The sequence below is a fragment of the Bacillus paralicheniformis genome, assembly GCF_002993925.1.
In the GTDB taxonomy this organism is placed as follows: domain Bacteria; phylum Bacillota; class Bacilli; order Bacillales; family Bacillaceae; genus Bacillus; species Bacillus paralicheniformis.
This window is the reverse complement of the sequence record NZ_CP023665.1, coordinates 3,978,859-3,992,467: the sequence shown is the minus strand read 5'-3', so window position 1 is coordinate 3,992,467 and position 13,609 is coordinate 3,978,859. Positions and strand designations below refer to the sequence as shown.

The window sequence follows — 13,609 nt, the reverse complement described above, 5'->3', positions numbered from 1 at the left end:
AAAAGTTTTTGATGTTGTCACAGTCACAATGTTGCCGATTTGTTGATTAATTGTTATTCTATATAAGTAGAGAAAAGCTATCTAACGTTTTTAAAAAACCAAAACATTTTACATATGGCGGATTTTTCTGGTCATGCTAGGTAGGTGTGGAGGCTTTTTTCGCAAAAGCAAATCAGGCTACATAAGGAGGACTTTCGACATGCCTTTAGTATCAATGACGGAAATGTTGAATAAAGCAAAAGAAAACGGATATGCTGTCGGACAATTTAACTTAAATAACCTTGAGTTCACTCAAGCGATTTTACAAGCCGCTGAAGAAGAGAAATCTCCTGTTATCCTCGGTGTATCAGAAGGTGCAGGACGCTATATGGGCGGATTTAAAACCGTTGTGGCAATGGTTAAAGCGCTGATGGAAGAATACAACGTAACAGTACCTGTTGCGATTCATTTAGACCACGGCTCAAGCTTTGAATCTTGTGCAAAAGCGATTCATGCGGGATTCACTTCCGTTATGATCGACGCTTCCCACCATCCTTTCGAGGAGAACGTTGCGACGACTTCAAAAGTTGTTGAGCTTGCTCATTTCCACGGTGTATCAGTTGAAGCTGAGCTTGGAACTGTAGGCGGACAGGAAGACGACGTAATTGCTGAAGGCGTCATCTACGCGGACCCTAAAGAGTGTCAAGAACTTGTTGAGCGCACAGGAATCGACTGCCTTGCACCTGCATTAGGTTCTGTTCACGGCCCTTACAAAGGCGAACCAAACCTTGGATTCAAAGAAATGGAAGAAATCGGAAACACAACTGGTCTTCCGCTCGTACTTCACGGCGGTACAGGCATTCCGACTGCCGACATCAAGAAAGCTATTTCTTTAGGTACGGCAAAAATCAACGTCAACACTGAAAACCAAATCGCTTCTGCGAAAGCTGTTCGCGAAACGCTTGCTGCGAAGCCTGAAGAGTATGATCCGCGCAAATACCTCGGACCTGCACGCGAAGCTATCAAAGAAACAGTGATCGGCAAAATGCGTGAATTTGGTTCTTCAAACAAAGCATAATGACGATTGGAAAAGCATCTGTTTTCCCGCAAAGCCGGGGGAACAGGATGTTTTTCTGATGTTTTAGGGAAGTGCTGTTAACACATGCCTTTGACGGCATGAGGCTCTTTTGCTTCCCGTTCAGTCAAAAAAGCCGCCTGATAGCGACAGGCGGTTTTATCCATATCATCCGGAAAGCGCAAACATGTTCCACAGTTCAGACATTTTCATGACAGGAGGTTTTATCAATATGCTGTTTTTTATTGATACTGCAAATTTAGACGAAATCAAAGAGGCACACGCTCTCGGCGTGCTTGCAGGAGTTACGACAAATCCTAGTTTAGTAGCAAAAGAAAACATTTCGTTTCATGACCGTCTGCGTGAAATTACCGAAGTGGTTTCTGGGTCAGTCAGCGCCGAGGTTATTTCTCTGAAGGCTGAAGAGATGATTGAAGAAGGAAAAGAGCTTGCGAAAATCGCGCCGAATATTACGGTGAAAATTCCGATGACGTCTGACGGCCTGAAAGCTGTTAAAGCATTAACCGATCTCGGGATTAAAACGAACGTCACGCTGATCTTCAGCGCAAACCAGGCGCTTCTTGCCGCAAGAGCAGGAGCTACGTATGTTTCCCCGTTCCTGGGACGCCTTGACGATATCGGCCACAACGGCCTCGATTTGATCAGTGAAATTAAACAAATTTTCGATGTGCACGGTTTGGACACGCAAATCATCGCCGCGTCCATCCGCCATGCGCAGCATGTGACTGAAGCCGCGCTAAGGGGAGCGCATATCGGTACGATGCCTCTCAAAGTCATTCATCAGCTTACAAAGCACCCGCTGACTGATAAAGGGATTGAACAGTTTTTAGCTGACTGGAATAAATAATTGCTTCATGTGGGTGGCAAGTGGAGGGGCTCCCTCCGTTTGTCACCATTTTGTCTTACAAAGAGAAATGAATGTTTTGCAGAAGAGAACCTTGCCGCAGTCTGCTTCGCTACTTTTCTTCCCGATAAATTTAAAATGTGTTGTATTCTTTCTCTTTTAATTGGATAGATTTTGAAATGAACCATTTATTTTGAGTCTGAAGGAAATCTCATTATGAAGCGCTCCATTAGCTATCTTCTTTAAGGAAGGAGACGATCATGGAAAAGTTAAATATAGCCGGCGGCGATCCTCTCAATGGCACAGTACATATAAGCGGAGCGAAAAACAGCGCTGTCGCTCTCATACCCGCGACGATTTTGGCTGATTCGACGGTTACGCTTGAAGGCCTTCCCCATATTTCAGACATTTTGACGCTGCGCGATCTGCTGAGAGAGATCGGCGGAAACGTTCACTTTGAAAAGGGAGAAATGGTCGTTGATCCTGCGCCGATGATCAGCATGCCTTTGCCGAATGGAAAAGTGAAACAGCTTCGGGCTTCTTATTACTTAATGGGCGCGATGCTCGGACGCTTTAAGAAAGCGGTCATCGGCCTTCCAGGCGGCTGCCACCTCGGTCCGAGACCGATTGATCAGCATATCAAAGGTTTCGAGGCGCTCGGAGCCGAAGTGACGAACGAACAGGGTGCGATCTATCTGCGTGCGGAGGAATTAAAAGGCGCGCGCATTTATCTTGATGTCGTCAGTGTTGGAGCAACGATCAACATCATGCTTGCCGCCGTGCTTGCCAAAGGCAGAACCGTAATTGAAAATGCTGCGAAAGAACCTGAGATTATCGATGTTGCGACCCTTTTAACGAGCATGGGAGCAAAAATAAAAGGTGCCGGTACGGATGTCATTCGCATCGAAGGCGTTGAGTCGCTTCACGGGTGCAGACACTCGATTATTCCGGACCGGATCGAAGCCGGCACTTTCATGATCGCAGCTGCTTCCATGGGACAAGAAGTGCTGATTGATAATGTGATTCCGACGCATTTGGAATCGTTAATCGCCAAGCTCCGCGAAATGGGAGTTCGAATCGAAGAAAGCAGCGAGCAGATTTTAATGGTCGGCGGACAGAAAGAGCTGAAACCCGTCGATTTAAAAACGCTCGTATACCCCGGTTTTCCGACAGATCTGCAGCAGCCGATGACATCGCTCTTAACGAAGGCAAACGGGACGAGCGTCGTCACTGACACCATTTATTCCGCCCGCTTCAAACATATTGACGAGCTGAGGCGCATGGGCGCGTCGATGAAGGTCGAAGGCAGATCGGCGATTATTACCGGTCCCGTTCCTCTGCAGGGCGCCAAGGTGAAAGCGAGCGATCTGCGGGCGGGAGCGTGTCTCGTTGTTGCGGGTCTAATGGCGGAAGGAGTCACGGAAATCACCGGTTTGGAGCACCTTGACAGAGGCTACAGCCAGCTTGAAGAAAAGCTGGCAAAGCTTGGGGCCACTGTCTGGCGCGAAAAATTGACAGACCAGGAAATTGAACAGCTGCAAAATTCCTGATGGACAAATGCTGTGATAGATCAAACATAAAACGATTTCATACGGGTGAGGGGAGATTAGATAGGAATGGAAAGAAGCTTATCGATGGAACTGGTGCGTGTGACAGAAGCGGCTGCGCTTAAGTCAGCGCGCTGGATGGGTAGAGGTAAAAAGGACGAGGCCGACGACGCTGCGACAAGCGCCATGAGGGATGTATTTGACACCATTCCTATGAAGGGAACGGTCGTAATCGGAGAAGGGGAAATGGACGAAGCGCCGATGCTTTATATTGGAGAAAAGCTCGGCAACGGCTACGGCCCTCGCGTAGACGTAGCAGTAGATCCTCTCGAAGGGACGAACATCGTCGCAAGCGGCGGATGGAACGCACTCGCAGTCATTGCTGTGGCTGATCACGGAAACTTGCTGAATGCGCCTGACATGTATATGGATAAAATCGCTGTAGGTCCTGAAGCTGTCGGCTGCATCGATATTGAAGCGCCTGTGATTGATAACTTAAAAGCTGTGGCAAAAGCAAAAAATAAAGATGTAGAAGATGTCGTAGCCACGATTTTGAACCGTCCTCGGCACGAGAAAATCATCCATGAGCTTCGCGAAGCGGGCGCCCGAATCAAGCTGATCAACGACGGGGACGTGGCCGGTGCCATTAACACCGCTTTTGATCATACAGGCGTCGATATTTTATTCGGCTCAGGAGGAGCTCCGGAAGGCGTCTTGTCTGCTGTCGCACTCAAAGCTCTCGGAGGAGAAATTCACGGAAAGCTTCTTCCTCAAAACGAAGAAGAACTGAGACGCTGTGAAAAGATGGGGCTTGATACGGGCAAAGTGCTCCGCATGGAAGACCTCGTCAAAGGAGACGACGCGATTTTTGCTGCAACCGGTGTCACAGACGGAGAGCTCTTGAAAGGCGTGCAATTCAAAGGATCTGTTGGAACGACCCACAGTATAGTCATGAGAGCGAAATCCGGTACGGTGCGGTTTGTGGACGGAAGACACAGTCTCAAGAAAAAACCTAACCTGGTCATCCGGCCATAAGAAAAAGCGGGGATATAGACGACCCGCTTTTCCCTTGTATTTCACTTCACAAATTGAATCAAGGTTCATACTCTGATACAATAGCTAACGGCTTTTCTTCTTTATGTCAAGGCATTTTCAAAACAGGGTCATCTCTATCAATTTCATGTCAAATCGTAAATGAAGTTGAATATGTACGACAAATGGGGTAAAACTAAAGAGTGCTGCGAAATTTTCTGCACATGTTGGTTCTTAGAGAGCCAAAATCCTGCCGCATCTATCAGATATGCGATTATCTTCTCTTGTTAAGTCCTCGCTTCTTTCTCGACTCATACTTATAATCCTTTTTAATACGTCGATATATATGGGTAGAAGCGTTGCCGGTAAACGAATCGGCAGTATAATCAAGCGTCTTTCATGAATTTGATGAGACAAAGTAAATTATTCGATTAGAAAAGAGTGGTGTTCTTAGTGAAAGATGTATCCATTTCATCTTTGGAAAATATGAAATTAAAAGAGCTGTATGAGCTTGCAAGGCATTATAAAGTCTCTTATTACAGCAAACTGACAAAAAAGGAACTGATTTTTGCCATTCTGAAAGCGAACGCCGAACAGGAAGATCTGCTGTTCATGGAAGGCGTATTGGAAATCATCCAGTCTGAAGGGTTCGGCTTTCTCAGACCGATCAATTACTCCCCTAGTTCAGAGGATATCTATATTTCCGCTTCGCAAATCCGCCGTTTTGATTTGAGAAACGGTGACAAAGTGTCCGGAAAGGTCCGTCCTCCAAAAGAAAACGAACGGTATTACGGCCTTCTGCATGTTGAAGCGGTTAACGGCGACGATCCTGAATCGGCAAAAGAGCGCGTGCACTTTCCAGCGTTAACGCCTCTTTATCCAGACCGCCAGATGGTGCTTGAAACGAAACCGAATCACCTGTCAACACGGATCATGGACATGATGGCGCCGGTCGGATTTGGACAGCGCGGTCTGATCGTCGCTCCGCCTAAAGCAGGTAAAACCATGCTTTTGAAAGAGATCGCGAACAGTATCACAACCAACCATCCGGAGGCGGAGCTGATCGTGCTTCTTATCGATGAAAGGCCTGAGGAAGTGACCGATATCGAACGTTCGGTTGCAGGAGACGTCGTCAGCTCCACGTTTGACGAAGTGCCTGAAAACCACATCAAGGTGGCCGAGCTCGTATTGGAACGTGCGATGAGACTTGTCGAACATAAAAAGGACGTCATCATTTTAATGGACAGCATTACAAGGCTTGCCCGCGCTTATAACCTAGTCATTCCACCGAGCGGCCGAACGTTGTCAGGGGGAATCGATCCCGGCGCTTTCCACCGTCCAAAGCGTTTCTTTGGAGCAGCCCGCAACATCGAAGAGGGCGGCAGCTTAACGATCTTGGCGACCGCGCTTGTCGACACGGGCTCGCGGATGGATGACGTCATTTATGAAGAATTTAAAGGGACAGGGAACATGGAGCTTCATCTTGACCGTTCTCTTGCGGAAAGAAGAATCTTTCCTGCCATTGATATTCGCCGTTCGGGTACGCGTAAAGAAGAACTTCTCGTTCCGAAAGAGCACCTTGACCGTCTGTGGTCCATCCGGAAAACGATGTCTGACACGCCTGATTTCGTCGAGAAATTTATGAGAAAAATGAAAAAGACGAAAACGAATCAGGAGTTTTTCGATATTCTGATCCAGGAATGGAAGCAAGCGAATATGTCGGCGGCAAGGCGCTGATTTAAAACTTTAGTTTGCAAAACGTCCGAATCGCTGTTATAATTTCATCATGTGCGTTCCGGAGGTTTTGTCCCGGAATAATAACTCTGTTTCCGAATTGGATTCAGGGCGGAAGGAGATGACAGATATGAAAGCAGGAATTCATCCTGAGTTCAAAAAAGCAACAGTCAAATGCGCTTGTGGAAACGAATTTGAAACAGGTTCAGTAAAAGAAGAGGTACGCGTTGAGATTTGTTCTGAATGCCATCCGTTCTACACTGGCCGCCAAAAATTCGCTTCTGCTGATGGTCGTGTTGATCGCTTTAACAAAAAATACGGTCTTAAGTAATAATAGATATGATAAACAGGCAGGATTTTTCTTGCCTGTTTTTTTACTTGCAATAATCGCTGGAGAGGAGTTAGTCGGATGTACATCATGAAGCAAAGCGGATGGCTTGAGCTCATATGCGGAAGCATGTTTTCGGGCAAGTCAGAGGAGCTTATCCGCCGGATCAAAAGGGCAACGTTTGCGAGACAGGAAGTCAAAGTGTTTAAACCAGCCATTGATAATCGCTACAGCAGTGAATCGGTTGTTTCGCATAATGGGACATCCATTGTTTGCCATGCCATCGCATCTCCGGAAGAAATTTTTCAATACATAAGCAAAGAAACGGATGTCATCGGCGTCGATGAAGTCCAGTTTTTTGACGAATCGATTGTCGGCACGTTAACTTCTCTGGCTGATCAGGGCTACCGTGTGATTGCAGCAGGTCTTGATTTGGACTTCCGGGGCGAGCCTTTCGGTGTCGTGCCAGATCTTATGGCTTTAGCGGAAACGGTGACGAAGCTGCAAGCGGTGTGCTCTGTCTGCGGATCTCCGGCCAGCCGTACGCAGAGGCTGATCAATGGAAAACCTGCTTCTTATGACGATCCGGTCATTTTGGTGGGGGCTTCCGAAGCATATGAAGCACGCTGTCGCCACCATCATGAAGTGCCTGGAAAGCCAAAATGAAATCGGACAAACACATAGATTTTCACGCAAAAAACACTTGGTAAAAACAAGTGTTTTTTTTATTGAATCCTTTTTATAGGAATTAATGTAATTAAAAAACTTAATTAAGAATACGAAAAAATTAACTAATTTTCATCGCTTGAATTTTGACAAAGTCAGGCATAAAATGACTTACTGTAGTCAGTAAAAAGTAAATAGGTTTTAAGAAATGTTCAGTTTTTTGTCAAAAACGCGCGTTACATATTTGACAATCTACATGTGTAAAAAAGGCAAATGTTCTATATTGTTTACCGTATTTATTTCACTTCATTAATATTTTAAGAAAGAAGGTAATTAGTGTGAACAACATGAGAAGAACGAAGGAAGGATATTTGGAGACTTCTTTGCGGGGAAAAGACGTTCTTTCCATTCCGGCGCTTAATAAAGGTGTTGCATTTTCGCTTGAAGAAAGAAAGAACCTTGGTCTTGAAGGGCTTCTGCCGCCGACTGTTCTCAGCCTTGATCAGCAGGCGGAACGGGCTTATGAACAATTTTCCCGTCAACCTGACAGACTTCGTCAAAATGTATATTTGAACGATCTGCAAAACAGAAACGAAGTGCTTTTCTATAAATTATTGCAAAACCATTTGCGTGAAATGCTTCCGGTTGTCTATACGCCAACTGTCGGTGAAGCGATTCAGGAATACAGCCACGAATACCGCAGACCGCACGGTGTTTACTTGTCAATCGATGATATAGACGGAATCGAAACGGCGTTTAAAAACCTGCAGGCGTCTGCTGATGACATCGATTTGATCGTTGCGACCGATTCCGAAAGCATCTTGGGCATCGGCGACTGGGGCGTCGGAGGCATCAACATTGCAATTGGTAAGCTTGCAGTATATACGGCGGCAGCAGGAATCGATCCGAGCCGCGTCATCCCAGTCGTACTGGATGTCGGAACGAATAATGAAAAACTGCTAAACGATCCGCTTTATATCGGAAACCGTCATCCGCGTGTAGAAGGTGAGCGTTACGAACAATTTATCGACGCTTATGTCGAAACAGCATTGAAGTTTTTCCCTAATGCGCTTCTGCACTGGGAAGATTTCGGAAATAAAAACGCTCGCAATATTATGAGTAAATATAACCATAAAATTTCAACATTTAACGATGATATCCAAGGAACAGGGGCTATCACGCTGGCAGCGATTTTAGCAGCTGTTAAAAAGACCGGCACGTCTTTGAAAGACCACCGCGTCGTCATCTTCGGACCTGGTTCTGCGGGTATCGGAATTGCTGACCAAATCCGTGACACCATGGTGCTTGAAGGGCTTTCAGAAGAAGAAGCCAGCCGCGCATTCTGGACAGTCGACTACAGAGGATTATTAACGACAGGCATGGATCAAATTTTGGATTTCCAAGAACCGTATTTGCGCGATACCGAAGAAGTGAGAGAATGGAAACGCAATGAAAAGGGAGAGATTTCCTTTGAGGAAGTCATCCGTCAAGTGAAGCCTACCATTCTGATTGGTACATCAGGTGTTGCCGGCGCCTTCACTGAAGAAATTATCAAAGAGATGGCGGCTCATACTGAACGTCCGGTGATTCTGCCGATGTCCAATCCGACACATTTGGCTGAAGCTGTTCCTGAAGACTTGTTCAAATGGACGGACGGAAAAGCGCTTGTGGCGACGGGAAGCCCGTTTGAAGCTGTTGAGTACAATGGCGTGAAACACGAAATCGGACAATCCAATAATGCTTTCGTATTCCCTGGATTAGGCCTGGGAACAATCGTTTCGAAGGCGAAAGTCATCACAAACGGCATGTTTGCAGCATCTGCAAACGCGGTCGCGAACATGGTTGACCATGAAAAACCGGGTGCAGGCCTGCTGCCGAAAATTGACGACCTGCAAGACGTATCCGTTCAAGTGGCAATTGATGTTGTGAAAGCTGCCATTAAAGACGGCGTGGCCCAAGTTCAGCCTGAAGATGTCGAAAAGGCGGTTCGCGAAGCCATGTGGCGTCCGGAATATCAAACAATTGTTGCAAAACGCGACTAATATTCAATACTGAGGAAACGATAAAAAGAAACAGCAGCCCGGGTCCGGATATTTTGTCACCGGGCTGCACCAATCAAAGATGAAAAATGGGATCGACGGCTGTGTAACAGGGCGACTGCGTTTATCAGCCGCCGTTAATTCGTCCCTGAAAGGGACAACATAGAGGAGGAAACAGTCTTGGACTTTTTAAATATTTTAATCCTCCTTGCGCCAATATTTTTTGTTATTGCGCTGGGATGGTTCGCGGGTCACTTTGGAAGCTATGATGCTAAATCTGCAAAAGGGGTAAGTACGCTCGTTACGAAATACGCGCTTCCGGCCCACTTTGTTTCAAGCATTTTGTCAACGCCAAAAGATAAGTTTTACAGCCAGATTCCGCTGATGATTTCACTGGTCATCGGTATCGTTGGATTTTACGTAATTATTTTGCTTCTTTTACGATTTTTATTTAAGTACGATTTAACAGATGCTTCAATGTTCTCATTAAACTCAGCTCAGCCGACATTCGCCTTTATGGGAATTCCGGTATTGGGCAGCCTGTTCGGCATGCAGGAAGTTGCGATTCCGATCGCGATTACGGGAATTGTCGTGAATGCGATGCTTGATCCTCTTGCGATCATCGTCGGAACTGTCGGCCGTTCTTCTAAAAAACAAGCGGAAACGACAGACAGCATTTGGAAGGTGACAGGAAAATCAATTTTACACGGTTTGTCTGAACCGCTCGCTTTTGCACCGCTTGCAAGTATCATTCTTGTATTATTCGGTCTGCAAATTCCTGAATTGCCGCAGAAAATGCTTGATATGCTCGGAAATACGACTTCAGGTATCGCTCTTTTCGCAGTCGGGGTGACTGTCGGAATCCGTAAAATCAAATTCAGCATGCCTGCTTTGAGCATCGCTTTATTAAAAGTCGCTGCTCAACCTGCTTTAATGTTTGTGATCGCGATGGTCGTGGGCCTTTCTTCCGCCGACATGACAAAAGCGGTTCTGCTTGTGGCATTCCCTGGATCTGCCGTGGCGGCTATGATTGCTACAAACTTTGAAAGCCAGGAAGCAGAAACGGCATCCGCGTTTGTGATCAGTGCGGTGCTGTCAATTATTTCACTGCCGATATTGATTGCCATTACAGCATAATGAAAAAGCTTGCAAGAAGCCGTTTTATGGCCTTGCAAGCTTTTTTGCGCTTTAAAAAGAGAAGATCGATTTCAATTTGCTTTTCGGTTTTTTTTCTTCTCTTCTGCCGGCTGTATCTTTTTCGTGGCGGTTCATGCTTTCCAATTCACTGATTTTCTGTTCGAGATGTTTGATCTGCTGCCGTTCTTCTTCCAGTTCGCGCCTTTGCTGCAGAAGCTGATAGGAGACGACATCGTCCGCTTTTTGTTCAAGCTTTCTTTCCAGCTCGGCGATTTTCTTTTGGAGCAGCTCGCGTTCAAGCTGTTCGTGCTCTAAAAAACGCTGCAGCCTTTCTTCGAGCCGCTCATTCAACTGGGGTGCCGGCTCTTCCGTTTGAACCATTTCGTTTTTTTTGATGAGGAAGGTTTTTTTCGGGCGTTTGACTGTGACATCCTGCATAGGCGTACCGTTTTTTAACTGCTCTTTTACTTCTTTTAAAATGGCGATATCGTCTTTCGTGAAAAAGTAGTGGCCAAGCTCATTTCGGGAAGCGGGCAGTTGCAGCTGCTTGACCCAGCGCTGCACCGTTTTGGTTGATACCCCGAGTTCATTTGCCGCATCAGCAGTATTCATATGATACCTCCTTTTAACCTGTAATTGTTCATTAAAAAGGGTATTCGATCTGAATGAAAAGCTTCCTTCCTGTTAGACAAAAGAAGAAGGGATTCGGCAAAGAAAGCGGTTTTTCCACAGATGGCGAAGGCGTTGCTATTCCTCGTAAAGCTCTAAAGGCAGGCCGTCCGGATCGGAGAAGAACGTATAGCGCTTGCCTGTTCCGGGATCGGTGCGAACCGGTTCGGCAATGATGCCTTTTTGCTTGAGCTCCTTGACGGTCTGATCAAGATCGGCCACTGTGAAAGCCAAATGGCGGAGCCCGGCAGCTTCTGGTCTGGTAAGGCGCTCGGGCGGATCTGGAAAAGAAAACAGCTCGATGACATAGCGGCCGTTTAATGAGAGATCCAGTTTATATGAATCCCGGTCCTTTCTGTACGTTTCGCTCAGAATCTCAAGTCCGAGCTTGTCGACATAGAATGTTTTGGATGCTTCATAATCCGAGCATATGATGGCGATGTGATGAATCGATTCCAGCATTGAGTTAAGCTCCTTTTTTCTTAAAAGTATAGCAAAAAGACGCGGCAGCTGCCGATAACGGCGAAGTTGTTTTGACGGGGAGGAGTCCCTGTACTATAATTAGAATGTTACGCACAGCAAACAGAGGTGAATAGCGTGTTAGACCGTTTAAAATCGATAGAGGACCGGTACAAAAAATTAAATGAACTATTAAGCGATCCGGAAGTTGTCAACGATCCGAAGAAGCTTAGAGAATATTCGAAAGAACAATCTGATTTACAGGAAACAGTTGAAGTATACAGACGTTATCGGAGCGCGTCGGAACAGCTGAGCGATGCCAAAGCGATGCTTGAGGAAAAGCTGGACTCCGATATGCGCGAGATGGTTAAAGAGGAAATTTCCGAACTGCAGGAAGAAATCGAGTCGCTCACAGACCAGCTGAAGGTATTGCTGATCCCGAAAGATCCGAACGATGACAAAAACGTTATCATGGAAATCCGCGGCGCAGCGGGCGGAGAAGAGGCTGCTTTGTTTGCCGGCAACCTGTACCGCATGTACAGCCGCTACGCAGAGCTCCAAGGCTGGAAAACAGAAGTGATGGAAGCGAATATGACAGGCACAGGCGGATATAAAGAGATCATTTTTATGATCAATGGGAACGGCGCATACTCAAGGCTGAAGTATGAGAACGGCGCACACCGCGTACAGCGCGTTCCAGAGACCGAATCCGGCGGGCGTATCCATACATCCACGGCAACGGTAGCCTGTCTTCCTGAGGCTGAAGAGGTAGAAGTGGATATTCATGAAAAAGACATCCGTGTCGACACCTTCGCGTCGAGCGGTCCGGGAGGGCAAAGCGTCAATACGACGATGTCAGCCGTCCGTCTGACCCACCTTCCGACAGGTGTTGTCGTGTCTTGCCAAGATGAGAAATCTCAGATCAAAAACAAAGAAAAAGCGATGAAAGTTCTGCGCGCGCGAATTTACGATAAATTTCAGCAGGAAGCTCAGGCTGAATATGATCAAAACCGAAAATCCGCAGTCGGAACAGGGGACCGTTCAGAGCGCATCCGCACGTATAACTTTCCGCAAAACCGCGTCACTGATCACCGGATCGGCTTGACGATCCAAAAGCTCGACCAGATCCTTGAAGGCAAGCTTGACGAAGTCATCGACGCGCTGATCGTAGAAGACCAGGCAAGCAAGCTGCAAGAGGCGGAAAGCTGAGATGAAGACGGTATTTGAAGCCCTTAAATGGGCTTCTTCTTATTTGGCCGAAGCGGGAAGAGACCGGAATGCCGCGGAAATTTTGCTGACAGATCAGCTGAACATCGACCGCAGCAAACTGTTGGCAAGCTTCCATGATGTCATATCAGAGTCTGATTTTTCGCGGTTTAAAAAATCTGTCGAGCTTCATCATCAAGGAGTGCCTGTTCAATATATCACCGGAAAAGAATCCTTTTACGGACGGGAATTTTCCGTAAATGAACACGTTTTGATTCCGCGTCCTGAAACAGAGGAAGTCGTTGAAGCTGTTCTTTCTGAAGCGGAAAGAGTTTTTCACGGAACAGATCGCCTTAAAGCCGTCGATATCGGTACAGGAAGCGGGGCGATTGCGGTGACTCTTGCGCTTGAGAGCCCGCGTTTTTCCGTCACGGCGACGGATATTTCGGAACAAGCTTTAAGCACGGCAAGACACAACGCTGACCGGCTTGGGGCGAAAGTGGATTTCATCGGCGGCGATTTGCTTGAGCCGCTTATCAAGCGACAGAAGAAAGCTGATGTCATCGTTTCAAATCCACCTTATATATCTGAGGAAGACATGAAGACGCTGTCAGATGTCGTACGTCTTCATGAACCCGCCGGGGCTTTGACGGACGGTGCTGACGGATTGCAGTTTTATAAGCGTTTCATGAAAGAAATTCCATTTGTCATCGCAGATCAGGCACTGGTGGTGTTTGAAATCGGCTGGACTCAGGGGAATGCCGTCAAAGACTTGTTTCACCGGTTCTTTCCTGATGCTGACGTACGGGTGAAAAAGGATCTTAATGGAAAAGACCGCATCGTCTGCGCGGTAATTGAGCAACATCGTTAAGG

Annotated in this window: 13 protein-coding genes; 11 read left to right on the top strand and 2 right to left on the bottom strand. The window is 46.7% G+C overall.

Features of this window, described 5'->3' with window-relative positions; translation table 11 throughout:
- The first annotated feature begins 199 nt into the window (after nucleotides 1-199).
- The 9 genes from CP943_RS20415 (at nucleotide 200) to CP943_RS20375 (ending at nucleotide 10,402) form a co-directional block, all read left to right on the top strand.
- Nucleotides 200-1,057, top strand: coding sequence for a class II fructose-bisphosphate aldolase (locus CP943_RS20415; RefSeq protein WP_020453288.1), 858 nt, complete (start codon nucleotides 200-202; stop codon nucleotides 1,055-1,057).
- Between the two features lie 229 nt (nucleotides 1,058-1,286).
- Nucleotides 1,287-1,922: a fructose-6-phosphate aldolase gene (gene fsa, locus CP943_RS20410; protein ID WP_020453287.1), complete on the top strand. Its 636-nt coding sequence runs from the start codon at nucleotides 1,287-1,289 to the stop codon at nucleotides 1,920-1,922.
- 257 nt (nucleotides 1,923-2,179) lie between these two features.
- Nucleotides 2,180-3,469 carry a UDP-N-acetylglucosamine 1-carboxyvinyltransferase gene (locus CP943_RS20405; RefSeq protein ID WP_023857064.1) on the top strand — a complete coding sequence of 430 codons (1,290 nt, stop codon included), beginning with the start codon at nucleotides 2,180-2,182 and terminating at the stop codon, nucleotides 3,467-3,469.
- A 66-nt stretch (nucleotides 3,470-3,535) separates the two neighbouring features.
- A complete protein-coding gene (gene glpX / locus CP943_RS20400) occupies nucleotides 3,536-4,501 on the top strand; it encodes a class II fructose-bisphosphatase (protein WP_080131527.1) in 966 nt (321 codons plus the stop codon).
- 450 nt (nucleotides 4,502-4,951) lie between these two features.
- The gene (gene rho, locus CP943_RS20395) at nucleotides 4,952-6,235 is read left to right on the top strand and encodes a transcription termination factor Rho (protein ID WP_003186053.1); all 1,284 of its coding nucleotides are present in this window, start codon (nucleotides 4,952-4,954) and stop codon (nucleotides 6,233-6,235) included.
- A 127-nt stretch (nucleotides 6,236-6,362) separates the two neighbouring features.
- The gene (rpmE, locus tag CP943_RS20390) at nucleotides 6,363-6,563 is read left to right on the top strand and encodes a 50S ribosomal protein L31 (RefSeq protein WP_003186051.1); all 201 of its coding nucleotides are present in this window, start codon (nucleotides 6,363-6,365) and stop codon (nucleotides 6,561-6,563) included.
- Nucleotides 6,564-6,641: 78 nt separating this feature from the next.
- Nucleotides 6,642-7,226 carry a thymidine kinase gene (locus tag CP943_RS20385; RefSeq protein ID WP_020453284.1) on the top strand — a complete coding sequence of 195 codons (585 nt, stop codon included), beginning with the start codon at nucleotides 6,642-6,644 and terminating at the stop codon, nucleotides 7,224-7,226.
- A gap of 338 nt (nucleotides 7,227-7,564) precedes the next feature.
- Complete coding sequence (gene malS / locus CP943_RS20380; protein ID WP_199792115.1) at nucleotides 7,565-9,268, top strand: oxaloacetate-decarboxylating malate dehydrogenase; 1,704 nt, start codon at nucleotides 7,565-7,567, stop codon at nucleotides 9,266-9,268.
- A gap of 177 nt (nucleotides 9,269-9,445) precedes the next feature.
- Nucleotides 9,446-10,402, top strand: a complete 957-nt coding sequence (locus tag CP943_RS20375; RefSeq protein ID WP_020453282.1) for an AEC family transporter — start codon at nucleotides 9,446-9,448, stop codon at nucleotides 10,400-10,402.
- Between the two features lie 51 nt (nucleotides 10,403-10,453).
- Here CP943_RS20375 and racA read toward each other — a convergent pair whose 3' ends face one another.
- Together racA and gloA2 are read right to left on the bottom strand one after the other, a co-directional pair.
- Entirely contained in the window at nucleotides 10,454-11,014 is a 561-nt protein-coding gene (racA, locus tag CP943_RS20370) for a chromosome-anchoring protein RacA (protein ID WP_020453281.1), read from the bottom strand.
- A 135-nt stretch (nucleotides 11,015-11,149) separates the two neighbouring features.
- Nucleotides 11,150-11,533, bottom strand: coding sequence for an SMU1112c/YaeR family gloxylase I-like metalloprotein (gloA2, locus tag CP943_RS20365; RefSeq protein WP_105979542.1), 384 nt, complete (start codon nucleotides 11,531-11,533; stop codon nucleotides 11,150-11,152).
- A 135-nt stretch (nucleotides 11,534-11,668) separates the two neighbouring features.
- On the opposite strand from gloA2, the gene prfA reads away from it, so the two are divergent.
- On the top strand, nucleotides 11,669-12,739 hold the full coding sequence (gene prfA, locus CP943_RS20360; protein WP_105981276.1) for a peptide chain release factor 1: 1,071 nt from the start codon (nucleotides 11,669-11,671) through the stop codon (nucleotides 12,737-12,739).
- 1 nt (nucleotide 12,740) lies between these two features.
- Nucleotides 12,741-13,607: a peptide chain release factor N(5)-glutamine methyltransferase gene (prmC, locus tag CP943_RS20355; RefSeq protein ID WP_103749413.1), complete on the top strand. Its 867-nt coding sequence runs from the start codon at nucleotides 12,741-12,743 to the stop codon at nucleotides 13,605-13,607.
- Nucleotides 13,608-13,609 lie beyond the last annotated feature (2 nt).